This window comes from Bradyrhizobium sp. BRP22 (assembly GCF_020194175.1).
Lineage (GTDB): Bacteria > Pseudomonadota > Alphaproteobacteria > Rhizobiales > Xanthobacteraceae > Bradyrhizobium.
The window spans coordinates 87,546-111,187 of sequence record NZ_JADYVX010000004.1 but is presented as its reverse complement, the minus strand read 5'-3'; the positions used below and the strand labels follow the sequence as shown (position 1 = coordinate 111,187).

The window sequence follows — 23,642 nt, the reverse complement described above, 5'->3', positions numbered from 1 at the left end:
CCACTCATCTTCACCGGCATATGTCACGGCGCCGCGCCAGGCGGAAACGCCACGATGTCATCGGAGTCGATTTTCAGCCCGACCTCGACTCCTGCAGGACAGGATGACAGCATCGCGATCCCCGGCGCGCGCAGCAGGATGCGCTCGGCAGCGATGCCCGGCGCATCGATGTAGAGGTCGACATGGTCGCCTTGGAACACTTGCGTAGCGACCGTGCCGCGCAGCGCATTGGACGCTCCTTGCGCCGTAACGGTGAGGTGCTCCGGCCGCACGAAGACATCCACCGCATCGCCGATCGACAATGCCGCAATCGGAGCGGCGGCGAGATTGACGCGCACGTCGCCGATCGCAACGATCGCGCTGTCGCCTTGGCGTTCGACGATCCGGCCGCTGAGAATGTTGGCATCGCCGACAAACGACGCAACGAAGCGATCCGCCGGCCGGCGATAGATATCATCGGGCGCCGCGATCTGGCGGATGCGTCCGGCCGACATCACCGCGATGCGGTCCGACATCGACAGTGCCTCTCCCTGATCGTGGGTCACGAAGATCGTTGTGACGCCAAGCTCGCGCTGAATTTGCTTGAGCTCGACCTGCATCGACCCACGCAAATTCTTGTCGAGCGCCGAGAACGGCTCGTCGAGCAACAAGACCTTCGGCTTGATCACGAGCGCGCGCGCCAGGGCGACGCGTTGCTGCTGACCGCCCGACAATTGCCGTGGCTTGCGGTCGGCGAACCCGCTGAGCTTGACCAGCGCCAGCGCTTCCTCGACGCGGCGCCCGATCTCCCTTTTATCGATACCGCGCGTTTTCAGGCCATAGGCGATGTTGTTGGCAACGCTCATATGCGGAAACAGCGCGTAGTTCTGGAACACAATGCCGATCTCGCGCATATGCGCGGGCGTCTCGGTGACCAAAGCGCCTTCGATGAAGATTTCGCCATTGTCGGCTTCAAGGAAACCGGCAACCAGATTGAGCAGCGTCGTCTTTCCACAACCAGACGGCCCAAGCAATGTCATGAACTCGCTCGGCTGGATCTTCAGCCAGGCCTCGTGCAGCGCGACAGAGCCGCCGAAGCGCTTTGTGACCCCGTCGAGCTGCACCGCGGGGCGGACCTTGTCGCTTCCCGCGGCAAACCTGTTTGCGGTCGTCCGATCAGTGCGCATCAACATTCAGGATTTTCCCGAGGCCCAGGACGGAATTGGCGATCGTGAGCAGCGCCGCCGTCACGACGATGTAGATGACCGACAGCGCAGCGAGCGTCGGATCGGCGAATTCGCGTACGTAGTTGTACATGGCAACAGGCAGCGTCTGCGTGGCTTGACTGCTGACAAACAACGTCGCGGTGAACTCGTTGAACGACAGAATCGCCGCAAACAGCCAGCCGCTGAGCAGACCGGGTAGCAACAGCGGAATCGTCACGGTGAACAGGATGCGCAGCGGGGTCGCGCCAAGGCTGGACGCTGCGAGTTCAAGCCGGGTGTCGAGATTCTGTAGCGAGATATAAGCGCTGCGCATCACGAAGGGCAGCACCATCACCACATGGGCGAAGATAACAAGCGGAAAGCCGCGCGCCGTGTTGGTCTGCGACGCGAGTATGAGAACACCGAGCCCGATCGTGTAGTGCGGAATGATCAGCGGCGACAGCAGGATGCCTTCGAGCAGATCCCTGAGCGCGAATTTGTAGCGGTGGATGGCATAGGCGAAGGCAGAGCCGACCATCAGCGCGATGCTGGACGCCCAGACCGTAACCGTCAGACCGTTCCAGAAGCCTTTGCCAAAATCGGTATACGAAAAGGCGCGCCAGAACCAGCGTAGCGACCAGGCCTGTGGCGGAAAGGCGAGGATCGCACGATCATTGAAGGCCGAAATGGCGACGACGACGCCCGGCAACAAGACGAACAGAAGAATGAGGGCGACGAGAACCCGCCCCAGCCATCGCAGCGTCGTGGCGGCAGGTGAACGCTTCATGTCGATCCCGCCATCCGTTCGAGCGGACTTGCGGCCTTCTTGAGCAGCGCAATCACCGCGAGCGACAGCGCGAGACCGATCAGCGACAGGCTGGCCGCGAAGGGAAAATTGAATGACGAGAAGCCGAGCTGATAGATCAGCGTCGAGACCGTGCTGACGCGGCCGCCGCCGATCAGTTGCGGGGTCGCAAACGCGCTGAATGTCCAGGCAAAGGCGGTCGAGAAGCCGGCGACGATGCCGGGCATCGACAGCGGCAGGGTGATGGTGAAGAAGATGCGAACCGGACCCGCGCCGAGGCTTTCGGCGGCCTTCTCATAATTGCGGTCGATATGCGACAGCGCCGCCGCCAGCATGATGACCATGATCGGCATCGTGACATGCACCAGCGCGGCAACCACCCCACCCGCGGTGAACATCATCTGCACCGGACGCTCGAGCAGGCCAAGCTTGATCAGCAACGTATTTAGAAAGCCGTTATTCCCGAGGACGATCATCCACGAATAGGTGCGCACGACCTCGCCAAGGAATAGCGGCGTGACGGAAACGATCAGGATGAAGGAGCGCAGCGCAGAGCTGTTGGTTCGCACCAGTGCGTAGGCCAGCGGATAAGCCAGGAGCAGCGTGAATACTGCCGTCTCGAAGCACAGCAATACCGTGTTGCCGAACGCGAACGCATAGAGCGGCCGCAGCATCGCAGCGAAATTCTGCAGCGTGAAGTCGCCGACGTCCAGCGAGCCGGGCACATAGGCCCGAACACTGTACTGGAAGACGGCGAGCAGCGCCGCGATCAAGCCCACGGCGACGAGGCCCGCCGGCGAGACGAACCATCCCAGGAATGGACGCTTGTTCATAGGTTACTCATCGCAATCGAATGCGATCCGGCTTACTCAGCCGGATCGCAATGCAGACGTCAGGGAGCCATGATGTTTTCGGCGAACCACTTGCGCCACGCAGCAGTCTTTTCGGCACGCAGCTTGGCATCGATCACCAGGGCCTGCTTCGTCCACTGCTCCGGCGTGGTGAATACGCCCGGCAGCGCCGCAATCTCGGGCTTGATTTTGGCATTGTCCACCACCGGGCTGCCCTTCTTCAGTTCGGCGATCTTCGCCTGCACTTCCGGATCGAGCGCGGTGTTGATGAACTTGTAGGCCAGCTCCGCCTTGGCCGAGCCCTTGGTGATCGCCATGGTGTCGACGCCGAGGACCGCGCCCTCCTTCGGGATCGCCAGCTTGATCGGTACACCCTGGTTCTGCATGTAGTAGGCATTCATCGACAGTACGACCTGCACAGGCGTCTCTCCCGTGGCAAACAGCTGCTGGCTGTTGGCGTCGTTGGTGTAGAACGCCTTATAGTTCGGCTTCAGCGCCTTCATCTTGGCTTCACCGACCTCCCAATTGGCCGCATCGCCACCCGACAGTTTCGCTGCGACGACCATCACGTGGCTCGGATCGAAGTCGGGCGACGAGATCAAGCCCTTGAGAGCGGGGTTCCAGAGACCTTCCCAGCTCTCGAAGCTGACGCCCTTCGGCAACCGGTCCGGCAGATAGCCGATGGTGTACACGTAAGCCCAGACGCCGATGTGATACGGGCTGATCTTGGCCTGCTCGACCAGATGACTGGCGTTGGGGATCTTGGCGAGATCGAGCTTCTCGAACAGATTGTCGTTGGCATAGAGCCAGCCGACATGCGCCGTGGTAAAGGTGACGTCGCTCTCCGGCTTGGCAGCCGCGAGCTTTGCCTGATTCAGACGGTCGATGGTGCCGCCGGTGATGTATTCGACCTTGACGCCGGTCTCCGCAGTGAACTTCGTCGCGATCGCCTCATTGATCAGATCGCGGAAGCTGCCACCCCACGTACTAACGACCAACTTCTCTTGAGCTAACGCTGCCGACGTGCAGCTCATAGCTGCAAGCGTCAACAACGACATCAATGCACTCAGCTTAAATGCGCACTTCATCTTGGACCCTCACAAGAGTTACGGCTTAAAACATCAAGCAAGCATCATGCCATCGATTGGAAAATCTCTATGGCATTCAAGCGCTTAGCAGACGCGCTTCATCATCGATCTTTCTGCTGAGAGATCGGATCTAATACTTGCTCGGTTTGGCAAACATCCAGCGAAACTGACGCTGGGCGATGTGCGGATCACCGAGATATCTCGACTTTCAGCTCTGGCTATCCGCCAGAGCGGCCGCTGGATCGGAATTCCATGAACCAAATCACTCCATCGTCTGCATCTTCGATCAGCACGCTGACGCAAACCGCAGCAGCTTTCCCAAGTCCGTCATTCAATCGAGGCACGAAGGCGATTGTGAGTATTAGCTGCCAACGTTCATGCGACGGCGAGCCGGCGAAATCCGCGATCGGAATAGATCAAGGGAGGCGCGCTTCGCGTTCGGATTTGAAGCACCTCACCTGCGACTATTCGGTGAGATCCAAAGTCGAACAGGCTGGCAATGCGACAGTCGAAGTTACAAAGCGATCCGTCCAACGCCGGAGCGCCCGTAAGCATTGTGGACCAGTCGCCAGCCCGGAAACGATCGTCTCGCAGCTCCGGGATTAGACCTGCGAAGCTATTGGCGACGCGCTCCTGGGCATCACAGAGAACGTTCGCAACAAAGACGCCGTTTTCCAGGAATTTGGCCAAGTAACGATTATCCCGGTGCAGGCTGAACACCACCGAGGGAGGCTCCATCGACAGCGAGCAAAGAGAGGAAACCGTAACGCCGGCGCGGCCGCCAGGACCGTCCGTTGCCACAATCGCCACACCGGATGCGGTCGTCCGCATTGCCTCTCGGAATTCATCGATCGCAACAAGCGCGTGCGATGCGTGACTCACGTCCGCTCTCCATAGATCCGATCCGACAGGCCGGCAGATTTCTTGACGAAGTCGAGCGGTCCGGCGAAATCGAAGCTGTTGTAGACCGCCGCCAGATGGTTGAAGTGCGGCGCCTGCGCAAACTGCACGAATGTCAGACGATGGCCGGCATAGTCGGAGTTGAGCAGATCGCGCGCGAAAGCGAGCAATTTACGCCGATCCGATGCATGCCATTGATCGTTCAGCGTATAGAACTTGTTCAGCCACTTGCCGCTGCCCTCCGCCTCAAAGGCGTCGGCATTCGGCGTGATGCAAATCTGACCGCCGCACAGTTCGCGCGCAATATGCATCATTGCCGGAAGATGCGAGCACGCAAACACGCGACCGGCATAAAGCATCGACTGCTGCGGCATCAAGAGGCCGCCCGGGCTCTTCTCCGCCATGGCGATCGAAGCCGTCAGATGCGCATTGATACCTTCACGGTAGCAGACGAGATCGGCGAGCTTCTCGCGCACCGACTGCAGCTTGTCGAGACCGGTCTGCTTGGCATTCCACATCGCCGCGCCGATCATCATGTCGGCGGTGTAGAGCAGACGCAGCACATAGGGGAATGCCGAATATCGGTGCAGCGTCGAGCGGACGAACTGTGCCGCGCGCGTGTGGCGATAGAAGAAGACGTCTTCCCAGGGGATGAGCACGTCGTCGAACACCACCAGCGCCTCGACTTCGTCGAACCGGTGGGCGAGCGGGTAGTCCTCGGCGCTGCCACGATTGGCAAAGCCGCCGCGGCAAATATGCTTCACGCCCGGAGCGCCCATCTTGACGATGCAGCCGACCGCATAATCGGACAGCTTTTCATTGGCCCAGGCGCCGACCGTCGGTTTCAGATAGGCCTGATCGGCATAGGCCGCTGCGGTTTCATACTTCGCGCCGCGAATGATGATGCCGGCATCGGTCTCGCGCGTGACATGGACCATCAGGTCCGGGTCCTGCTGCTGCGGCGGCAGCGAGCGGTCGCCCTTAGGGTCGGTGTTGGCCGAGACGTGGAAGATGTCTTTCTCGACCACGGCGCGGATGTGCCGGTCGATATTGCCAGCGAAGCGCGGATCGATCTCGGCCAGCACGTCGCGCCCGTCGGTAAGCGACCACATCTCGCCAATGGTCTCGTCGCCGACACGGGTGACCACGCCGCCAATGTCCTTCATGACGTGATCGACGGCCTTGACTTTGTCGTGCCAGTCCTTCTGCTCTGTCGGTGGCCGGTAGAAGATCGAATGCTTCTCATTGCCTTCGACATAGCTCAGGTCGCTGCTGTAGCGCTCTTCATGCGCCATGTCATACATGCGCGCCTTGACGTCGATGATCGGCTGCAGCGCGGGATGGGCGGTCACGTCCTTGACGCGTTCCCCGTCAATCCAGACCTCGCGTCCGTCGCGAATGCCCTCTTTGTACTGTTCACCCGTGCGGATCATCCATCGGCTCCTCGTCCTGCTGGACGACACGGTGCCGGAGGCCATAGCATAAAGAAAATATTTTTATCTTTGGAGATGCATAGGAAAAAGCGATGAAGTTCTCACTCCGCGCGCTTCGCTATCTGGTCGAGACAGCCGACGCGGGCAGCGTGACAGAGGCGGCCAAGCGTCTAAATGTATCTCAACCTTCCATCTCGGCTGCCTTAAGCCAGATGGAAGCCGAGCTGGGCATCCAGATTTTCGTGCGACATCTTGCAAAAGGCGTGACGCTGTCGCCGGCCGGTCGGCGTCTGATCAACGACGCACGCTTGTTGCTGAAGCACGCGCATGATTTCGCGCAGGGAGCGCAATCCCTCGGAAGCACGCTTCACGGGGAAATTGTCGTCGGCAGCTTTCTCACTCTCGCAACTCGCTTCATGCCCGGGCTGCTGTCGAGCTTCCGCAAATCCCAGCCTGGCATTTCGGTCACCCTGGAGGAGGGGAACCAGCAGGAGATCATCGACGCGCTCGTCGCTGGTCGTACGGAGCTGGCTCTCTCCTATTCCTTTGCCCTCCCGGAAGAAATCATCGGCGAAAAATTGTGCGAGCTTCCTCCCTATATCCTGCTGTCCGAAGCTCACCCGCTTGCCTCTCGGGCCTTCATCAGTCTCAGCGAGCTGCGTGATGAGCCTTTCATCCTGCTGGATCTGCCGCACTCCAGAGACTACTTCTTTGGGCTCTTCGCCGCGGCAGGCGTCGAACCACGCGTTGCTTTTCGAAGCGGATCGTTCGAGTTGATCCGCGGGTTGGTTGGACACGGACAGGGATATTCCATCCACAACGCGGTGCCTCGCACGAACATCGGCTACGACGGCAGCCGCATCGCCGTCGTTCCAATCATGGAGAAACTGCCACCGACCTATGTCACGGCCCTTCGATTGAAGCGCCACGCGTTGCGGCCGGCTGTTCAGGCGTTCGCCGAGTTCGCACGCGAGGCATTCTCACTCGGCGGACAGTTTGAGCCTGGCTCAATAGCCCCTACCCGGGTCGACGCGGCTTAGGAGTTCGCGCCCGTCGCGGAGCCGCCTTACATTCTCCCCTATCTGCCGCGCGGCAGATCCGGGAAGCGGGACCGAAGCAAGATGTGGGGTCACCAGGACGTTGTCCATGGTCCACAACGGGTTATCGGCCGGCAACGGCTCGGTCGCGAACACGTCGAGGGTCGCCTCGCCGATATGACCCGATCGCAGGGCTTCAATCAGAGCGGACTCGTCAACGATGGTACCCCGGGAAGCGTTAATGAAGGCCGCCCCCTGCTTCATCTGCGCAAAGCGTTCCGCATCGAGAAGCGCGCGGGTCTGTGGCGTGTGCGGCAGCATGCAAACGACGATGTCGCTCTCGCCGAGAATATCTTCGAGAGCTGGAAGCCCGGCAGATGTCGTAACACCCTCGACTGACTTCAGCGTGCTTGACCAGCCAAGGACGCGGTAACCCTGCCTCGCGCATTCCAGCGCCGCAGCCATTCCCAGTTCGCCAAGACCAAGCACGCCAACCGTGATCGTCTCCGGATCTCGTGGGTGAAGGTACTGCCATTGCTTGTTGCGCTGCGCGCGTTCAAACTTTGGGATGTCTCTTGCATGGCGCATCACAGCGAAGAGAACGTAGCCAGCCATCATTCGCGACATCTTTGGATCAGACAATCGCGTGATTGGAACTTCCGGCAAGTCATCGCGGCCGACCAGAGCATCAACCCCCGCCCCGAGATTCACGACAAGCCCAAGGTTTGGGAAGCGTGAGAAGAAGCCGTGCGGCGGCTTCCAGACGAGCGCATGCCGAACGCGATCGGGCTCGTCGATCGATTCGGCTCGACGAAGATCGACGCCTTCACGCGCGAGAGCAGTGCTCCACGTCTCAAAATCATCGTACGCACTGTGAAACGCCATAATTTCGGCCGTCATGACTCTCCCCGCTCGGCGATCAGGCGCGCGATCGCGGTCAGCGCCAGCTCATAGCCAAGCGCACCAAGGCCAGCGACGACACCGGTTGCCGCTCGTGAAACGTATGAATGATGGCGAAATGGCTCGCGCTTCCAGATGTTGCTCATATGAGCTTCGATGATAGGCCCCTCAAAGGCCAACAGCGCATCGAGGATCGATACGGATGTATAGGTCAGACCAGTCGCATTGATGATCACCCCGCTGGCCTTCTCCCTGGCTTCCTGAAGCCAATCGACGAGAACTCCCTCGTGATTGGATTGGCGAAATTCGAGCGCCAACCCGAGAGACGCGGCATGCTCTTCGCACCGCGTCTTTATGGATGCAAAACTTTCACGGCCATACGTGCCATTCTTGTCGAGCCCGTATAAATTGGCGTTGGGACCATTGAGAAAGTAGACGTTGGGACTCTTCATCGGGGAATTCCTGCTCCTGCGTCGTTAGGATTGCGTCGCGTGCGCCAACCCGTCAATGTTACGGCGCTTCGCGCGTTGATCGCCAGTCTTGATTACACGAGCTTATTAAGTATTCTTACGCGCACCAAGACATCGACGAATACGTTCCCGACGCTGATCGGACGATCCGACCACGCCCGCGGCGAATTGACCGAGGCACCGCCGAGCGTGCTTTGGTTTTCTCGAAAGAGAGCCGTCAAAGATGACGCCTGCGTCGCGGACGACGTTCACGATCATCCCTAGGCGGACGCCGCGATGGGAGAAGAATGCCTGCCGGCCGGGCGTTTAAGGCCGAGATTCTCCCTGAGAGTTCGCCCGGCATATTCGTCGCGGAAGAGGCCACGGTTCTGGAGTTCGGGAATAACTTGATCCACGAATTCGTCGAGGCCGGCCGGAAGCACGGGTGGCTGGATGAGATATCCGTCAACGCCGTAGTTCTGAAACCAGGCTTCCATCTGGTCCACGATGGAGGACGGCCTGCCTTTGACCGTACGCTGCCCGCGGCCCGTGGCAAAGCTATCGTACATCTGTCGTATCGTCGGCTTGCCCTTCAGCAGATAAGCAACTCGGGAGTTCTTGTTGTTGAGCTCTCTCTCGATGATGTGGTCCGGAAGCGGCTCATCAACATCATAAGGCGTCAGATCCAGCCCACCCAGCGCGGTCGAGAGTAACTCCTTGCCTACGTCGGGATGAACCAGGCTTTGAAGATGACGGAGCTTCTCATCAGCGTCCTTCTCGCTTTCGGCGACGATAACGTTCAGGCCGGGCATGATGAGCACGTCATCACTTCCGCGGCCGTATCGTGCGGCGTGGCTCTTCAGCTCCTTGTAGAGCCTTTGCGCCTGTTCGAGCTCGTGCAGCGGAGTAAACAGAACTTCTGCAATTTGTGCCGCGAGCTCCTTTCCGGTGTCCGATGCGCTCGCCTGAAACATCACGGGATATCCCTGTGGCGGACGCGCGACATTCAGGGGGCCCCTGACCGAGAAGTGCTTTCCCTTGTGATTCAAGAAGTGGAGCTTGTCGGGATCAAAGTAGAGCGAGGTCTGTCGATCACGAACGAACGCGTCGTCCTCCCAGCTGTCCCATAGGCCCTTCACGATCCGCACGAACTCTTCAGCGCGCTCGTATCGTTCGGAATGACCGAAGTGCGCATCGCGACCGAAGTTGAACGCCTCGGATGCATTGGAGGATGTCACTACGTTCCAACCGGCACGGCCGCAGCTTATATGATCGAGGGAGGCCAGTCTCCGCGCGAGATTGTATGGCTCGTTGAAGCTCGTCGTCGCGGTCGACACCAGTCCGATATGTGTCGTTACCGCCGCGAGGCCCGCCAGCAAGGTAATCGGATCAAAATAGGCCATGTATTGTGGCCAACGCCGCAGCGCTTGGAGATTTCCGTCCCGCGTTGCAATCGCATCGGCAAGGAAAACGAGGTCAAACTTTCCCTTCTCGGCGGTTTGAGCCAGTTGGGCATAGTGCTTGAAGTTGGTCCCTGCGTCGATCTGAGATCCAGAATGAAGCCATGCGGCGACGTGGTGGCCTGTCGGATGGAAGAACGCTCCCAATCGCATTTTGTCTTTGCGTCGCATATCTCGGTCTCCCCAGCGCTCTGCCACGCAGAGCCAATGCTCATACTCGTGCTGCCGCCTGAAGCGGGGCGGACGTTACGCCGCTCCAGACGCTACCAATTGGAGGATTTCGCTGCCGCCTCGATCTTTCCCTGATCGAAGGCGTTGATCTCTGGAATAAACTGGTTGGTGTATGCCGCGCCGACATCGAAGTTCTTAGGGATCAGGCCTTCCTCGATGCTGATGTCGGCCATCCGCTTCCACTGCGCGGGGATGTTCTCGCCCCATCTTACGCCAGGTTCGATTTGGGTGAGCTTGAACCGCGAGTCGAAGATGTGACGCGCCTGGCGAAAGCTTTCATCGTTCTGCGTGGCCGGCTTCGTATCCGGATACATTCGCCAGTGATTGCGCAGGGCGCCGTCCGGATTGGCCAGTCCGAAGACTGATGATTCGGCGATTCCACGAGCCACCTTGACGACGAGATCTGGCCGCTTCTCGATCGTATCTTCCCGCGCGATCATGACATTGCCGGGAATTTCATCCACCCACGGCGGGTCGATATAGCGAAACTTGAAGCCGTTGTTCTCGAGCGACGCGATCACGGTATCCCACGCCGCCCAGCCATCGACTTGCCTTTGGCGAAGAGCATTCGCCGCCTGCCCGCCAATGCCAACGGACAGCCATTTGACGCCATCGCGAGGATCGACGCCTGCCGCTGACAGGGCAGCACGAGCGTAGGGAACAGACCCCGCGGACATGTCCGGAACGCCGAGCGTCTTGCCCTTCATATCTGCCAAGGATTTCACGCCATCGCCTTCCGGCACGACGATTCTATAGATGGATCGGCGCGCGTAGGTGTATACGGCCTTGACCTTTATGCCCTTTGCTCGCGCCACGAGAAGCGCGTCGGGTCCGACGGTCGCAAAATCGACCTGGCCGCTCGCGACTTGCTGAATCCCAGCGGTTGCACCCGAAAGACCGATCACTTCGACGTCGAGGCCTTGGGACTTCCAGTAGCCCTCCGTCAATGGGATCGATGATTGGGCAGCATGTCCGACTGAAATATTCGACGTCGTTACGGCATATGTCACTTTTTCCGCGGCTTGCGCCTGCCTGCCGAAAAGACACAGCGCGGCCAACGCGAGATACAATCCAGATCGTAACATTGATGCCTCCAGGGAGCCCCGAAGGGCACGGGATGAGAGAACGTCACTTGTTCCAGAAGAGAAGCCGTCGCTGAACGAAGCCCATGATTTGGCTGAGCAGCACGCCGAAGAGGCCGAGAAGCACCAGGACCGCGAAGATCCTCGCGACGTCGAACTGGAAGTTCGCTTCCAGAATAAGGTTGCCGAGCCCCGATTTCGACCCGACAAACTCGCCAACGATCGAACCGAGAATGGCCATTACGATCGCCACGTTTAAACCTGCGAAGATGAATGGAAGGGCATTGGGCAACTGAACGACTCGGAAGGTTTCCCAACGTCCGGCTCCAAGCGAGCGCATGAGATCCAGCTTTCCACGGTCGCACGACTTAAGGCCCATGATTGTGTTGACGAGGACCGGGAAGATCGCCACCAGAGCAACGATGATCACCTTGGATCCGATGCCATAACCCGCCCAGATGATGATCAAGGGCGCGATCGCAATCTTGGGCAGCGTCTGCAAGGCAACGAGCCACGGATACACAACGCGCTCGACGATTGCGAACTGCGCTACAAGGGCGCCCAGCGCGGTACCAACAAGCGCGGCAACCAGGAACCCGGCCACCGTCTGAAAGCCCGTAACGAGGAAATTCCGAACAAAGACGCCGGACGCCAATCCCTGGAAAAGCGAGGTGACTATCGCGGAAGGCGCGGGCAACACGAAGTCCGGCACCTGAAAAGCCGAGACTGCGCCTTCCCAAATGCTCACGAGTGCAAGAAAGCCGAGGACCGATATCGCCGTATCCGAAACAAAAGGGCGTATCGGCCGGTTTTTTCGAGACCGGGTCGGAGCGGCGATTGTTGCACTCTGCGCTTGTTCAATTTGCATCGACTACGCTCCCTCCTTCCGAGACGAGCCTATATCGAGCAACCGCCGAAGCTGCCCCGTGTAGGCGGCAAAGGCTTCTCCACTCAGCGTTTCGATATTTCTTGGCCGAGGCAACGCAATATCGACCTCAGCCACTACTCGACCTGGCCTCGGCGACATCACGACGACCCGATCGCCCATGAACACGGCCTCGGAAATCGAGTGGGTGATCATGAAGACGGTCTTGTTTGTTGCCTCCCAGATCTTGAGCACCTCAACGTTCATCACTTCACGCGTAAGCGCGTCGAGCGCACCAAACGGCTCATCCATCAGCAGAACTGCGGGGTCATGAACGAGGGCTCTCGCAATCGAGATGCGCTGTCGCATTCCGCCGGATAGCTCGTAGGGATATTTGTGCTCGAATCCCTTCAAACCCACGAGCTCGATGAGCTCGTGCGCGCGTTCGATTGAAGCGCGTCTATCGAGGCGCAGCACTTGAGCTGGCAGCAGCACGTTCTGCAGAATGTTCCTCCAGGGGAGGAGGTTCGAATCCTGGAACACGATGCCGACATTGCGGCGCACCTGGCTTGCACTGTCTCCGCGCAGCGAGAGCTCTCCGTCATAGCCGCCCTCAAGGCCGGCGATTATGCGCAAGAGCGTGGTTTTTCCGCATCCGGATGCGCCGATTACGGAAAGGAATTCACCTGATCGCACATCGAGATTGATGTTCGACAGCGCGTGAACGGTCTCCCCGGATTCCGTTTCGTATATTTTCGAGACTGCACGCAGGCGAACCGCTTCTTGAAAGGGCCTATCTGGAACATAGGGCTGCCCTGCACGTCGTGGGTAACTCGCCACGAGGCTCATTGTTGTACGCTCCCTGCCCGAGCACATCGACGGCGATGCGCAGCATGCTTCGCTTTCAGTCAGCAACTCTCGTGCCAGATGCGCTCCGTAGCCAACATGAGGCTTCGACCGTCGTTTTCGTCGAGTTCGACACGTATCTCGCTGGAACTCCCGCTTGATGTGCTGAGCAGGCTCATTCAGCGCGCGGGGGATGACGACAAAACCGGCATCAGGAGACTAAAATCATGGCAAACTAGTCTGCTAGACAACTTGTTGACTAGTTTGGGTCGTCACCTTGGTCCCGCCGTATTAAGCTGGCTGCGAAAGACTCTAAGGTGTTGGGGACCGGGCCGAATGCGCTCACCTGTAGATCAGTGTGCCGAACTGTACCAATCGATGCGTGTTGCAGTTGCACAGCCGCGAAACGAAGGGCTATTCAAGGGTGAGCCTTTTGACGAGCTGCCGAGCAAGAGAATGATAGCCGATCTGAACCAAGAGAGTGGTCGTGCTGGCGTGATCTATCGCGAGATCAAGCGGCGCATCACCGAGCTGGTTTATAAGCCGGGCGAAAAAATATCCGAAAGCCGGATTGCCGAGGAGCTCGGATGCGGACGGTCGCCGGTTCGGACCGCATTTTCACGTCTTCAGAATGAGGGATGGATCGAGATATCTCCGCAAAGCGGCACGTTTGTGCGCGGTCTTTCGCAGGCGGAAATAGACGAGATATTCGAAGCGAGATTGCTCCTCGAAGCCTATCTCGCCGGGCGCGCCGCCAAGCGCATGAACGAGCTGGAAATGCGGCGCTTTCGTCGCGCGCTCGCGGCCTACGGGAAGCGCGTGCCCGCCGATCGAATGGACGAATTCCTGGAGCTCGACCTGCAATTCCATTTGGCGATCTACAAGGCCGCATCCAACAAGCCCCTGGCTGATGTTCTGTTGAACCTCACCGACAAGTCTCGGTGGATCCGTTTGATGAGGAAGGGCTCAACAACGCGAATGAGCGACGCTTTAGGCGAGATTCGCGACGTCCTGGATGCGCTCGAGGCACGCGACGAAAAGGCCGCCGCAGCCGCGATGCACACCCACATCGAAAACATGATACGCCAGTCCAACCAGCGAACGCAGTCGCCCCCCAAGCACAAGGGAGCTAACGCGAAGACGCCGAAAAATGGCCGGGTCGCCGCCCCGACCAAGTAGGCCGCAGGTTCGTAGCAAGAACGATCGCCGGAGCCGCTCGAAGCTTCGGTCTGAGCGGTTGCTTTGATACCCGAGCCGGCAGTCCAGCTTGCTGCAAACAGCTTCAAGCGGGATTCCCGACCGTCGTTTGCGGTCCAGGTACGGTTGATGTCGCACACAAGACGAACGAACATATCGCGCTTGAGCAGCTCGCCAGGTGTAATCAGGCAATTGAAGCGATCAGTGCCCGTTGTCGGCGACCATAGCTGACATCCACCGGTCTGGCGCGGAAACGGCAACGCGCGACGTTATGGATCCGCAGCCCAGCGGCTCACGCAATGCCATGCACAAAAGCGTAGTTTTGGTGCCCAGGGGCGGAATCGAACCACCGACACTGCGATTTTCAGTCGCATGCTCTACCAACTGAGCTACCTGGGCAGGTCGCGGGAGGGCCGGAAACGGCCGAGCGAGCGGGCGGGTTATAGTGGGGTGGAGGGCTGCTGTCTACCCGGCTTCGCCTTCGGCTACGCCGGGCGCGGCCCGCTTCGCATAGCCCGCGCGAACAGGCGGCCTTATCCACAACTTATTGGAAAATCTAGCCTATTCCTCCTCGACCTCGTCGTCGCGGCCGCGGACGATGTAGGTGCCGGAGAGCCAGCGGTTGAGGTCGACGTCGCGGCAGCGGGGGGAACAGAAGGGGCGGAAGGCGCGCTCGGCCGGCTTGCCGCAGATCGGGCACGGCCTGGACGGCTTGTTCGCCTTCTCAGGCGCCTCCGCAGCGCCCGCCTGTCTTCGCTCTTGCCGCATTCAACCAACCGTAGCGGTGTTCAACCAGCCGTATCGGATCGGAAAACCCTCGCCGCCGAGCAGCGTGACCGTTTCATAGAGCGGCAGTCCCACCACATTGCTGTAGGAACCGACCATCTTGACCACGAAGGAGCCGGCAATGCCCTGCACGGCATAGCCGCCGGCTTTGCTGCGCCATTCGCCCGAACCGATATAGGCCTGGATATCATCCTCGCTCAAACGCTTGAAACGCACGCGGGTTTCGACCAGGCGCTGGCGGAACGCCTCGCGCGGGGTCACCAGGCAGATCGCGGTGTAGACACGGTGGTTGCGGCCGGACAGCAGGCGCAGGCACTGCGCGGCCTCGTCGACCAGGTCTGCCTTGGGCAGGATGCGGCGGCCGACCGCGACCACGGTGTCGGCGGCCAGGATGAAGGAGCCGCGGATGTCGTCGTCGAGCTGCACGGATTTGAGCGCCGCTTCGGCCTTGGCCCGCGCCAGGCGGTTGGCGCAGGCGCGCGGCAGCTCGCCCCGCCGCGGGGTCTCGTCGACATCGGCCGGACGCAGCGCGTCGGGCTCGATACCGGCCTGGTTGAGCAGTGCCAGCCGCCGCGGCGAGCCGGAAGCAAGAACGAGTTTGGGACGGCCAAGCATCAGGTTCATGGAGAGCGGACTTAAGGGGCTAAAGGCGCGCGGAACCTATCGGAAGGGGCCTTCTTTCACAACCGTGGAACCGGCTCGCGAATCATTTCCATCAGGAGGACGTAAGGCCCCATAAGCACAGCTCTTTGTCAGGGAAGCGACAAGGGGGCGCGTCTGCTAGCGGGGGTCCCTTGAGAGGCCTGACCCTCGGCACGCACATCCCTACTCGCTTGCGGCGCTGGTCTTTGCAAAACGCTTGCGGATGCGCATCAACAGGCCGTCGCAGACTTCGCGATAGGCCTGCAATTTCTGCTCGCGGTTGCCTTCGGTGCCGGTCGGGTCGTGGGTCGGCCAATATTCGACGTCGGCAGCGAGCGTGCGGGTCAATTCCAGCGCCTTGTGGTGTGCTTCCGGCGACAGCGTGATGATCAGGTCGAAATTGAGCCCTTCCCAATCCTCGAGCTCCTCGAAGGTGACCGGCTTGTGGGCGGAGATATCCTGGCCGAGCTCGGCCATCACGGCGACAGCGAACGGATCGAGTTCGCCCTTCTTGACGCCGGCCGAACGCACATAGAGGCCTTGCGGGAACATCTGCTGCAACAGGCTCGCCGCCATCGGCGAGCGCACGCTGTTCAGGCCGCATGCGAACAGCACGGCCTGCGGATTGCGCGCGGGCGGCACCGCCATGCGCTATGCTTCGTCTGATTGCGGCCGCGCGCGCCTCATGCGTCCTGTCCCTTCCAGTGGAGGACGCAGATCAGCGTGAACAGGCGCCGCGCGGTCTCGAAATCCACCCGTACCTTGCCCTTCAGCCGCTCCTGCAGCGTGCGCGAACCCTCGTCATGGATGCCGCGGCGGCCCATGTCGATGGCCTCGATCTTGTCCGGCGTCGCGGTGCGGATCGCCTGGTAGTAGCTGTCGCAGATCATGAAATAGTCCTTCACGATCCGCCGGAACGGCGTCAGCGAGAGCAGATGCGCCACCACGGGCGTGCCGTCTTCCCGCCTGATATCGAACATCAGCCGGTTGCCGGTGATCGCGAGATGCAGCGTGAACGGACCGCCCTCGGCGCCTTGTGGTGCGAACAGGTTCTGCTCGATCAAATCGTAGATCGCGATCGCGCGCTCATGCTCGATATCCGGCCCCGAACGCCCGATCGATTCCTCATCGAGCGTCACCGCGACGATGCGATTGTTGGAATCCTCGTCCGTGGGCGGCTTGTTCATGAGAGATTGAGGCGCAATCCGACGGAACGGGAATGGGCATCCAGCCCTTCGGCCTTGCCGAGCGTCATCGCGGCCGGCCCCAGCGCGCGCAACTGGTCGGGGCCGCATTTCAGGATCGAAGTCCGCTTCATGAAGTCGAGCACGCCGAGGCCCGAGGAGAACCGCGCCGAGCGCGCGGTCGGCAGCACATGGTTCGAGCCGCCGACATAATCGCCGATCGCTTCCGGCGTATGCGCGCCCAAGAAGATCGCACCGGCGTTGCGGACCTTGGCCGCGAACGCTTCAGAATCCGCGGTCATGACCTCCAGATGTTCGGCCGCGATCGCATTGGCGAGCGGCACCGCATCGTCGAGCTTTTCGACCTGGATGATCGCACCGAAATCATTCCAGGAGGCGCGCGCGATTTCCGCGCGCGGCAAGGTCGCAAGCTGCGCTTCGACCGCACGCTCGACATCGGCGGCGAGCCGCGCGCTATCGGTGATCAGGATCGATTGCGCGCTCGCATCATGCTCGGCCTGCGCCAACAGATCCGCGGCGATCCAGTCGGCATTGCCGGTGTCGTCGGCGATCACGAGCACTTCGGAAGGGCCCGCGATCATGTCGATGCCGACCTTGCCGAACACCAGCCGCTTGGCGGCGGCGACATAGGCGTTGCCGGGGCCGACGATCTTTGCGACCGGCGCGATCGTGGCGGTGCCATAGGCAAGCGCGGCCACCGCCTGCGCGCCGCCGACGCGATAGATTTCGGCAACGCCGCCGAGATGGGCGGCCGCCAGCACCAGCGGGTTCAGCTTGCCGTCAGGCGCCGGCACCACCATCACCACGCGCGGCACGCCGGCGACCTTGGCCGGCACCGCGTTCATCAGAACCGAAGACGGATACGCCGCGGTGCCGCCGGGGACATAGAGGCCGACAGCCTCTACCGCGCTCCAGCGCCAGCCGAGCTCGACGCCGAGCGGATCGATAAAGCGCTCGTCCTTTGGCATTTGGCGCTGATGGAAGGTCTCGATGCGGTCGCGGGCGAACTTGAGCGCGTCGACCGTGGCGGCATCGCAGGCGTTCACGGCGGCATCGATCTCGGCCGCGGTGACGCGCAGGCGGGACGCATCGAGGTCGAGCCGGTCGAACTTGCGGGTCGCCTCGATCAGCGCGGCGTCGCCCCGCGCCACCACGTCGTCGACGATCGCGCGCGTCGCGCGCTCGACATCGGCCGAAACCTCGCGCTTGGCGGTAAGGAAGGCGGCAAAGCGCTGCTCGAAATCGGCGCTGCTTCGGTCCAGGCGGAGGGGCATGGGGCTGTCTTGGGTTGATTTCGGGGCCCCTGCTCAATGGCGCGGCGATAGGGGGCCGTCAACCCTCGATGGCGCCGCCTCGTCGTCCCGGGCTTGACCCGGGACCCATAACCACCAGCGCAAGCGGTTGTACGCGGATGGGTGGGCGAATTCCGACCACAATTTGCATCGGTGGTTATGGGTCCCCGCTTTCGCGGGGACGACGGGGAATTATCCGCCCCGATCCGCCGGGGCGGTGCCGAGGTCGTCAGGGCCGAGGTCGGTCAATTCGCATTCCAGGCATTCGACATCGAGCCGGAGTGTGGCGCCCTGGCTGAACAAAAGCAGCGCGCTGCCGCCGGGCGCTTCGCCCTGGTGAAACTCGATGCAGAGCAGTTCCAGGGTGGTGTCCGGCGCCTCCAGGTTGATCTTGCGCGACTTGCAGGCCAGCACGCGGTCGAAGCGGAGCGCCGCGATCAGGCGGCGCGAGGCGGTTTCGCCCGACAGCGTCTGCTCCCAGTCCAACCTGGACATGCCGACCACGAGCCGCTTCTCGCCCTGGCGCCAGACGATGTCGGAGGCCTGCACGCGGGCATCCTGCACATGCGCAGAGATCACGGCGAGATCGTCGGGATCGAGCGCGATCAACTTGAGCGGCGCGGGCGGCGTCATGGTGAAAGAAGCTTCTGGACGAGAACCGGTTCCCACCTTGATATCAATCCCTGATACGCTGGATCGACGCCCCGCAGGCCGACAGCTTCTCCTCCAGCCGCTCGAAGCCGCGGTCGAGATGATAGACGCGGTTGACCATGGTCTCGCCCTCCGCGGCAAGGCCCGCGATGACCAGCGAGACGGATGCGCGCAGGTCCGTCGCCATCACCGGCGCGCCGCGCAACCTATCGGTGCCGCAGATGGTGGCGGTCTCGCCGTCGAGCGAGATCCTGGCGCCGAACCGCGCCAGCTCCTGCACATGCATGAAGCGGTTCTCGAAGATGGTCTCGGTGATGACGGACGCGCCGTCGGCGCAGGTCATCAGCGCCATCAACTGCGCCTGCAGATCGGTCGGGAAGCCGGGAAACGGCGCGGTTGCGACCTTCACCGGGCGAAGGCCGGCGCCGTTGCGGCCGATCCGGATGCCGTCATTGTTGACGCTGACGGTGGCGCCGGCGTCGCTGAGCACATCGAGCGCCGATTGCAGCAGCTCAGGTCGGGCGCCGGAAAGCTGCACCTCGCCGCCGGTCATGGCGACCGCCATCGCATAGGTGCCGGCCTCGATGCGATCCGGCAGCACGGTGTGGCGCGCGCCATGGAGCCTTGTGACGCCCTCGACGATGATGCAGGGCGTGCCGGCGCCGGTGATGCGCCCGCCCATCTTGTTCAGGCAGGCGGCGACATCGGCGATTTCAGGCTCGCAGGCGGCGTTGGTAATGACGCTGGTCCCTTTGGCCAGCGTCGCCCCCATCAGCGCGACGTGGGTGCCGCTCACCGTCACCTTGGGGAAGGCGATGTCGGCGCCGCGCAGGCCGCCCGGCGCTTTCGCGACGACATAACCGCCGTCGATCGAGATCTCGGCGCCGAGCTTCTGCAGCGCCATGATCAACAGATCGACCGGCCGGGTGCCGATGGCGCAGCCGCCGGGTAGCGACACCCTCGCCTCATGCATGCGCGCAAGCAGCGGCGCGATCACCCAGAAGCTGGCGCGCATCCGCGACACCAGTTCGTACGGCGCGGTGGTGTCGATGATGTCGGCGGCCGAAATGTGCAGGGTCTGGCCCTGGTACTCGCCATCGCCGGGCCGCTTGCCCGCGGACATGATGTCGACGCCGTGATTGCCGAGGATGCGCTGCAGCTGCGCGACATCGGCAAGCCGCGGCACGTTGTCGAGGATCAGCGTCTCCTCCGTGAGCAGTGCTGCGATCATCAGCGGCAGCGCGGCATTTTTCGCGCCCGATATCGAAATGGTACCGTTGAGCTTGTTGCCGCCGACGATACGGATGCGATCCATGCTGCCTCTTCGCCTGATCCGGGGAACTTACAGGAGGGCCGAGGCTACCGCAAAAGTGTTGAAATTTAGGGCGATTTCGTGGGCCTTTCAGGCAGCCGCCGCGAACTGGTCGAAGGAGACGCCGGTCAGCGTCGCCGAGATCTCCCACAGCATCGCCGCGACCGCGGCATCCTTCGCCTGCGGCATGATCTTCGCCTCCACCGGTGGGCCCTTCATCTCGTAGAACCGGTTCGGACCATAATAGCCGCCGGGCTTGGCGTCCGGCGAGGTCGCGGCAAACAATGTCGGCAATGCGCCGGCCGCGGCAGAGTGGCTGACAAAGGGCTGCAGCAAACGGCCGAGACGCCAGGACAGGCTTGCCGTACCCGGACCATTCGGGATCAGCTCGGTGCGCGCATAGCCGGGATGGGCGGCATTGCTCATCAAGCCCCAGCCGGCGGCGTCGCTGCGGCGCTGCAATTCGAGCGCGAAGATCAGCATCGCCAGCTTCGACTGGCAGTAGGCGCGCCATGGGCGATAGGACTGCTGCGACTGCAGGTCTTTGAAATCGATCGCGCCGGAGCGGTGCGCCAGGCTCGAGAGATTGACGACGCGGGGCTTCCGGCCGCGGCGAAGCTGCGGCAGCAGCCGCGCCGTGAGCGCGTAATGGCTGAGATAATTGATGCCGAGCTGCATCTCGAAGCCGCCCTGCGTCGTCCGCCGCTTCGGCAGCGCCATCACGCCGGCATTGTTGATGAGGAGATCGAGCGAGGGGCGGCTGATGGCGAAGCGGCCGGCGAAGTCGGCGACCGAGGCGAGGCTTGCCAGATCGAGCGTCTCGTAGCTGACGTCGGCGTTGGGATATTGTGCGCGGATGCGCGCGAGCGCGTCCTTGCCCTTGGCGTCGTTGCGGCCGGTCAGCACCACGGTTGCGCCGGCGCCCGCCAGCGCCAGTGCGGTCTCATAACCGAGCCCGCCGGTGGCGCCGGTGATCACGGCGGTCCTGCCGATCTGGGATGGAATGTCTGCAGTGCTCCAGCCGCTCATGCTTATATCTCCTGTCGAATCGGGTGTGGTTCCAAGCCGTGCCCCTGCTAAATGTGCACTAAGTGCAATTATGCAAGTGGTGAAGAATTTGAAGCGACCGGCGACCTTGCGCGGACCGGCTAACGGCAGGTTATCAAAGGAGAAATCCGCACCCGCGGCGGCGGGCCTGCGCGCGCGCAAGCGCCAGGAGACGCGCGAAAGACTGACGCGGGCGGCGATGGCGCTGTTCCTGGAGCGCGGCTTCGAAGCGACCACGCTCGACGACATCGTCGCCGCCGCCGACATCTCCCGCCGCACCTTCTTTCACTATTTCGCGTCCAAAGAGGACGTCGTGTTTGCCTGGCAGGAGGAAAGCACGGCGGCGCTGATCGCGGCGGTCGCGGCGCGGCCCGCCGAGGAATCCATGCTCGCCGCGGCGGAGAACGCCATCATCGCGATGGCCGGGCAGCTCGATCCCGGCGAGGCGGTGGCAATGGCGCGGCTGAAGCGGGACAATCCAGCGCTGCAGGCACGCGATCAGGTCAAGTATGAGAAGCTGGAGCGCGCGCTGGCCGATGCGCTGCTCAAACGCGCCGGCAACAAGGCTGACAGGATGCAGGCGCGGCTGGTCGCGATGATCACCGCCGGCGCGATGCGCATCGGCGCCGAGCTCTGGGCTGCCGAGGGCGCCCGCGAGAAGCCGGAGCTTCTCGCCAAGCGGATGTTCGCGGCGATCCGGGCGATCTTCGCGTGAGCGTCTTTTCTCCCTCTCCCGCCCTTTGCGGGGAAAGGTGAAAGAAGCGGCGCTTAGCCCTTGATGAACGCGAGCAGGTCGGCGTTGATGGTGGCGGCTTCCGTGGTGGGCATGCCGTGCGGAAAGCCCTTGTAGGTCTTCAGCGTGCTGTTCTTGAGCAGCTTGGCTGACAACGGCCCGGCGTCCGCATAGGGCACGATCTGGTCGTCGTCACCATGCATGACGAGAACGGGCACGTTGATCTTCTTCAGATCCTCCGTGAAGTCGGTCTGCGAGAAGGCGACGATCCCGTCGTAATGCGCCTTGGCGCCGCCCATCATGCCCTGGCGCCACCAATTCTGGATGACGGCTTCCGAAGATTTGGCGCCCGGCCGGTTGTAACCGTAGAACGGGCCCGACGCGAGCTCGCGATAGAATTGCGAGCGATTGGCGGCGAGCTGCGCCTGCAAGCCGTCGAAGACATCCTTGGGCAAGCCGCCCGGATTGGCCGGAGTCTGCACCATCAAGGGCGGCACCGCGCTGATGATCGCCGCCTTCGCCACCCGGCTCTCGCCGTGCCGCGCGATATAGTGGACCACCTCGCCACCCCCGGTGGAATGACCGACGTGGACGGCATTCTTCAAATCGAGATGCTCGGTCACCGCGGCGAGATCGTCGGCATAGTGATCCATGTCATGGCCGTCGCTCACCTGGCTCGACCGGCCGTGGCCGCGGCGGTCATGCGCGATGACGCGAAAACCGTGATTGAGGAAGAACAGCATCTGGGTGTCCCAGTCATCCGATGACAGCGGCCAACCGTGACTGAAGACGATGGGCTGGCCATTTCCCCAGTCCTTGTAAAAAATCATGGTGCCGTCTTTGGTGGTGATGGTGGGCATCGCGCAGCCTTTCGTGCGAGTGGGAGCGTCCGAACATACCGGACGCCGGCATGCTCCGGATTTCAAAATCGCCCTGCGATATCAAATCACGGTGTCGGTCAAGCGAACGAAGCCATCGGCCTGAAGCGCCGCCAGATACCAATGATCGCCACCACGAACAACACCAGCACGATGCCCTGCACAGCGGCGAAGACGGGGCCGGACGGCGGAGCCGGCGGCACGCTCGGCGCAAGCGCCTGCAGGGCGGGTATCTTGAGGAAGGACTGGACCACCAGCACGAAGACGTTGAGATAGAGCGACGTCATCGCCGTCACGATATAGATCGGCCGCCAGGCGCCGGCGAGCTTCATGACATAGAGCGCGATGCAGGCGAGTGCGAGCAGCACCAGCGAGATGACACCGAATATGTGCGACGGCAACAGCTCCTTGAACGGAAACAGGAAGCCGGTGACGCTGGTGAGAATCGTGAACAAGAGGAAGATCGCGGTGAGTCCCGGCATCTGCCTTGAGCCGAGCAGCCCGAACATCACGACAAGGCCGGCGACAATCGCAATCAGACTGATCACCACGTGAACAAGCGTCAGCGTGGCCAAGCTCATACCCAGGATCATGTGAAGTACTCCCCAATGAGACCGCGGGGAACACTACGATGCGACAAGCGGGATTGCTACATGGCTCGCGGACCGGAAGGCCGATCTATATGATGCGGATAAGATGAATAGATATGATGCGGATAAACCAAAGTATCGGATTGCCGAAGCTGTTTGCACGCTTGTCATAAATGAC

Annotated in this window: 26 protein-coding genes and 1 tRNA gene; 4 read left to right on the top strand and 23 right to left on the bottom strand. The window is 61.6% G+C overall.

Features of this window, described 5'->3' with window-relative positions; genetic code table 11:
• Positions 1-23: 23 nt before the first annotated feature.
• The 6 genes from I6F35_RS07240 to I6F35_RS07215 form a co-directional block, all read right to left on the bottom strand.
• Positions 24-1,172 carry an ABC transporter ATP-binding protein gene (locus I6F35_RS07240; protein WP_225116966.1) on the bottom strand — a complete coding sequence of 383 codons (1,149 nt, stop codon included), beginning with the start codon at positions 1,170-1,172 and terminating at the stop codon, positions 24-26.
• Positions 1,156-1,971, bottom strand: coding sequence for an ABC transporter permease (locus tag I6F35_RS07235; RefSeq protein WP_225116965.1), 816 nt, complete (start codon positions 1,969-1,971; stop codon positions 1,156-1,158). Before I6F35_RS07235 ends, I6F35_RS07240 begins: the two co-directional genes overlap by 17 nt.
• Positions 1,968-2,822 (bottom strand): ABC transporter permease, encoded by an 855-nt coding sequence (locus tag I6F35_RS07230; RefSeq protein WP_225116964.1) that lies wholly within the window; start codon positions 2,820-2,822, stop codon positions 1,968-1,970. The genes I6F35_RS07235 and I6F35_RS07230 overlap by 4 nt, the downstream gene beginning before the upstream one ends.
• Before the next feature lie 59 nt (positions 2,823-2,881).
• Positions 2,882-3,838 (bottom strand): ABC transporter substrate-binding protein, encoded by a 957-nt coding sequence (locus tag I6F35_RS07225; protein ID WP_225116963.1) that lies wholly within the window; start codon positions 3,836-3,838, stop codon positions 2,882-2,884.
• Between the two features lie 465 nt (positions 3,839-4,303).
• Positions 4,304-4,810 (bottom strand): flavin reductase family protein, encoded by a 507-nt coding sequence (locus I6F35_RS07220; protein ID WP_225116962.1) that lies wholly within the window; start codon positions 4,808-4,810, stop codon positions 4,304-4,306.
• Positions 4,807-6,261, bottom strand: coding sequence for a 4-hydroxyphenylacetate 3-hydroxylase family protein (locus tag I6F35_RS07215; protein ID WP_225116961.1), 1,455 nt, complete (start codon positions 6,259-6,261; stop codon positions 4,807-4,809). Before I6F35_RS07215 ends, I6F35_RS07220 begins: the two co-directional genes overlap by 4 nt.
• A gap of 92 nt (positions 6,262-6,353) precedes the next feature.
• Here I6F35_RS07215 and I6F35_RS07210 point away from each other — a divergent pair, with 92 nt between their 5' ends.
• A complete protein-coding gene (locus I6F35_RS07210; protein WP_225116960.1) occupies positions 6,354-7,301 on the top strand; it encodes a LysR family transcriptional regulator in 948 nt (315 codons plus the stop codon).
• Here the strand turns inward: I6F35_RS07210 and I6F35_RS07205 are convergent.
• Positions 7,269-8,198, bottom strand: a complete 930-nt coding sequence (locus I6F35_RS07205) for a glyoxylate/hydroxypyruvate reductase A (RefSeq protein ID WP_225116959.1) — start codon at positions 8,196-8,198, stop codon at positions 7,269-7,271. The genes I6F35_RS07210 and I6F35_RS07205 overlap by 33 nt on opposite strands.
• A complete protein-coding gene (locus I6F35_RS07200; RefSeq protein ID WP_225116958.1) occupies positions 8,195-8,650 on the bottom strand; it encodes a type II 3-dehydroquinate dehydratase in 456 nt (151 codons plus the stop codon). Before I6F35_RS07200 ends, I6F35_RS07205 begins: the two co-directional genes overlap by 4 nt.
• Positions 8,651-8,689: 39 nt before the next feature.
• Between I6F35_RS07200 and I6F35_RS07195 the strand changes: the two genes are divergently transcribed.
• A complete protein-coding gene (locus I6F35_RS07195; protein WP_225116957.1) occupies positions 8,690-8,932 on the top strand; it encodes a hypothetical protein in 243 nt (80 codons plus the stop codon).
• On the opposite strand, the gene I6F35_RS07190 is transcribed toward I6F35_RS07195, so the two are convergent.
• The 4 genes from I6F35_RS07190 to I6F35_RS07175 form a co-directional block, all read right to left on the bottom strand.
• Entirely contained in the window at positions 8,929-10,278 is a 1,350-nt protein-coding gene (locus I6F35_RS07190) for an LLM class flavin-dependent oxidoreductase (protein ID WP_225116956.1), read from the bottom strand. The genes I6F35_RS07195 and I6F35_RS07190 overlap by 4 nt on opposite strands.
• A gap of 92 nt (positions 10,279-10,370) precedes the next feature.
• Positions 10,371-11,423 carry an ABC transporter substrate-binding protein gene (locus I6F35_RS07185; protein WP_225116955.1) on the bottom strand — a complete coding sequence of 351 codons (1,053 nt, stop codon included), beginning with the start codon at positions 11,421-11,423 and terminating at the stop codon, positions 10,371-10,373.
• 43 nt (positions 11,424-11,466) lie between these two features.
• The gene (locus tag I6F35_RS07180; protein ID WP_225116954.1) at positions 11,467-12,288 is read right to left on the bottom strand and encodes an ABC transporter permease; all 822 of its coding nucleotides are present in this window, start codon (positions 12,286-12,288) and stop codon (positions 11,467-11,469) included.
• Between the two features lie 3 nt (positions 12,289-12,291).
• Entirely contained in the window at positions 12,292-13,134 is an 843-nt protein-coding gene (locus I6F35_RS07175; RefSeq protein WP_225116953.1) for an ABC transporter ATP-binding protein, read from the bottom strand.
• Positions 13,135-13,467: 333 nt separating this feature from the next.
• Between I6F35_RS07175 and I6F35_RS07170 the strand changes: the two genes are divergently transcribed.
• Positions 13,468-14,310 (top strand): GntR family transcriptional regulator, encoded by an 843-nt coding sequence (locus I6F35_RS07170; protein WP_225116952.1) that lies wholly within the window; start codon positions 13,468-13,470, stop codon positions 14,308-14,310.
• Positions 14,311-14,651: 341 nt separating this feature from the next.
• On the opposite strand, the gene I6F35_RS07165 is transcribed toward I6F35_RS07170, so the two are convergent.
• The 9 genes from I6F35_RS07165 to I6F35_RS07125 all read right to left on the bottom strand — a co-directional run bounded on the left by I6F35_RS07165 (position 14,652) and on the right by I6F35_RS07125 (position 21,245).
• Positions 14,652-14,727 (bottom strand) — tRNA-Phe (locus I6F35_RS07165).
• Between the two features lie 162 nt (positions 14,728-14,889).
• Positions 14,890-15,096 carry a DNA gyrase inhibitor YacG gene (gene yacG, locus I6F35_RS07160; protein WP_225116951.1) on the bottom strand — a complete coding sequence of 69 codons (207 nt, stop codon included), beginning with the start codon at positions 15,094-15,096 and terminating at the stop codon, positions 14,890-14,892.
• Entirely contained in the window at positions 15,097-15,729 is a 633-nt protein-coding gene (locus I6F35_RS07155; protein WP_225117192.1) for a Maf-like protein, read from the bottom strand. It lies immediately after the preceding gene.
• A 210-nt stretch (positions 15,730-15,939) separates the two neighbouring features.
• Positions 15,940-16,404: a low molecular weight phosphatase family protein gene (locus I6F35_RS07150; protein WP_225116950.1), complete on the bottom strand. Its 465-nt coding sequence runs from the start codon at positions 16,402-16,404 to the stop codon at positions 15,940-15,942.
• A gap of 35 nt (positions 16,405-16,439) precedes the next feature.
• Positions 16,440-16,943 carry a UPF0262 family protein gene (locus I6F35_RS07145; protein ID WP_225116949.1) on the bottom strand — a complete coding sequence of 168 codons (504 nt, stop codon included), beginning with the start codon at positions 16,941-16,943 and terminating at the stop codon, positions 16,440-16,442.
• The gene (hisD, locus tag I6F35_RS07140; protein WP_225116948.1) at positions 16,940-18,235 is read right to left on the bottom strand and encodes a histidinol dehydrogenase; all 1,296 of its coding nucleotides are present in this window, start codon (positions 18,233-18,235) and stop codon (positions 16,940-16,942) included. The genes I6F35_RS07145 and hisD overlap by 4 nt, the downstream gene beginning before the upstream one ends.
• 210 nt (positions 18,236-18,445) lie before the next feature.
• Complete coding sequence (locus I6F35_RS07135) at positions 18,446-18,886, bottom strand: DUF2948 family protein (RefSeq protein ID WP_225116947.1); 441 nt, start codon at positions 18,884-18,886, stop codon at positions 18,446-18,448.
• 43 nt (positions 18,887-18,929) lie between these two features.
• Positions 18,930-20,219, bottom strand: a complete 1,290-nt coding sequence (gene murA / locus I6F35_RS07130) for a UDP-N-acetylglucosamine 1-carboxyvinyltransferase (protein ID WP_225116946.1) — start codon at positions 20,217-20,219, stop codon at positions 18,930-18,932.
• 87 nt (positions 20,220-20,306) lie between these two features.
• Positions 20,307-21,245 carry an SDR family oxidoreductase gene (locus tag I6F35_RS07125; protein ID WP_225116945.1) on the bottom strand — a complete coding sequence of 313 codons (939 nt, stop codon included), beginning with the start codon at positions 21,243-21,245 and terminating at the stop codon, positions 20,307-20,309.
• Between the two features lie 88 nt (positions 21,246-21,333).
• Here I6F35_RS07125 and I6F35_RS07120 point away from each other — a divergent pair, with 88 nt between their 5' ends.
• Positions 21,334-21,978, top strand: coding sequence for a TetR family transcriptional regulator (locus tag I6F35_RS07120; RefSeq protein WP_225116944.1), 645 nt, complete (start codon positions 21,334-21,336; stop codon positions 21,976-21,978).
• Between the two features lie 53 nt (positions 21,979-22,031).
• Here I6F35_RS07120 and I6F35_RS07115 read toward each other — a convergent pair whose 3' ends face one another.
• The gene (locus I6F35_RS07115; protein ID WP_225116943.1) at positions 22,032-22,856 is read right to left on the bottom strand and encodes an alpha/beta hydrolase; all 825 of its coding nucleotides are present in this window, start codon (positions 22,854-22,856) and stop codon (positions 22,032-22,034) included.
• Between the two features lie 98 nt (positions 22,857-22,954).
• Complete coding sequence (locus tag I6F35_RS07110) at positions 22,955-23,467, bottom strand: hypothetical protein (RefSeq protein ID WP_225116942.1); 513 nt, start codon at positions 23,465-23,467, stop codon at positions 22,955-22,957.
• Positions 23,468-23,642: the final 175 nt, after the last annotated feature.

Coding starts and splice junctions, on each gene's coding strand:
- I6F35_RS07240 (WP_225116966.1), bottom strand. CDS start 1,172: ATGTTGATGCGCACTGATCGGACGACCGCAAACAGGTTTGCCGCGGGA.
- I6F35_RS07235 (WP_225116965.1), bottom strand. CDS start 1,971: ATGAAGCGTTCACCTGCCGCCACGACGCTGCGATGGCTGGGGCGGGTT.
- I6F35_RS07230 (WP_225116964.1), bottom strand. CDS start 2,822: ATGAACAAGCGTCCATTCCTGGGATGGTTCGTCTCGCCGGCGGGCCTC.
- I6F35_RS07215 (WP_225116961.1), bottom strand. CDS start 6,261: ATGATCCGCACGGGTGAACAGTACAAAGAGGGCATTCGCGACGGACGC.
- I6F35_RS07210 (WP_225116960.1), top strand. CDS start 6,354: ATGAAGTTCTCACTCCGCGCGCTTCGCTATCTGGTCGAGACAGCCGAC.
- I6F35_RS07205 (WP_225116959.1), bottom strand. CDS start 8,198: ATGACGGCCGAAATTATGGCGTTTCACAGTGCGTACGATGATTTTGAG.
- I6F35_RS07200 (WP_225116958.1), bottom strand. CDS start 8,650: ATGAAGAGTCCCAACGTCTACTTTCTCAATGGTCCCAACGCCAATTTA.
- I6F35_RS07190 (WP_225116956.1), bottom strand. CDS start 10,278: ATGCGACGCAAAGACAAAATGCGATTGGGAGCGTTCTTCCATCCGACA.
- I6F35_RS07185 (WP_225116955.1), bottom strand. CDS start 11,423: ATGTTACGATCTGGATTGTATCTCGCGTTGGCCGCGCTGTGTCTTTTC.
- I6F35_RS07180 (WP_225116954.1), bottom strand. CDS start 12,288: ATGCAAATTGAACAAGCGCAGAGTGCAACAATCGCCGCTCCGACCCGG.
- I6F35_RS07175 (WP_225116953.1), bottom strand. CDS start 13,134: ATGAGCCTCGTGGCGAGTTACCCACGACGTGCAGGGCAGCCCTATGTT.
- I6F35_RS07170 (WP_225116952.1), top strand. CDS start 13,468: ATGCGCTCACCTGTAGATCAGTGTGCCGAACTGTACCAATCGATGCGT.
- yacG (WP_225116951.1), bottom strand. CDS start 15,096: ATGCGGCAAGAGCGAAGACAGGCGGGCGCTGCGGAGGCGCCTGAGAAG.
- I6F35_RS07155 (WP_225117192.1), bottom strand. CDS start 15,729: ATGCTTGGCCGTCCCAAACTCGTTCTTGCTTCCGGCTCGCCGCGGCGG.
- I6F35_RS07150 (WP_225116950.1), bottom strand. CDS start 16,404: ATGGCGGTGCCGCCCGCGCGCAATCCGCAGGCCGTGCTGTTCGCATGC.
- I6F35_RS07145 (WP_225116949.1), bottom strand. CDS start 16,943: ATGAACAAGCCGCCCACGGACGAGGATTCCAACAATCGCATCGTCGCG.
- hisD (WP_225116948.1), bottom strand. CDS start 18,235: ATGCCCCTCCGCCTGGACCGAAGCAGCGCCGATTTCGAGCAGCGCTTT.
- I6F35_RS07135 (WP_225116947.1), bottom strand. CDS start 18,886: ATGACGCCGCCCGCGCCGCTCAAGTTGATCGCGCTCGATCCCGACGAT.
- murA (WP_225116946.1), bottom strand. CDS start 20,219: ATGGATCGCATCCGTATCGTCGGCGGCAACAAGCTCAACGGTACCATT.
- I6F35_RS07125 (WP_225116945.1), bottom strand. CDS start 21,245: ATGAGCGGCTGGAGCACTGCAGACATTCCATCCCAGATCGGCAGGACC.
- I6F35_RS07115 (WP_225116943.1), bottom strand. CDS start 22,856: ATGCCCACCATCACCACCAAAGACGGCACCATGATTTTTTACAAGGAC.
- I6F35_RS07110 (WP_225116942.1), bottom strand. CDS start 23,467: ATGATCCTGGGTATGAGCTTGGCCACGCTGACGCTTGTTCACGTGGTG.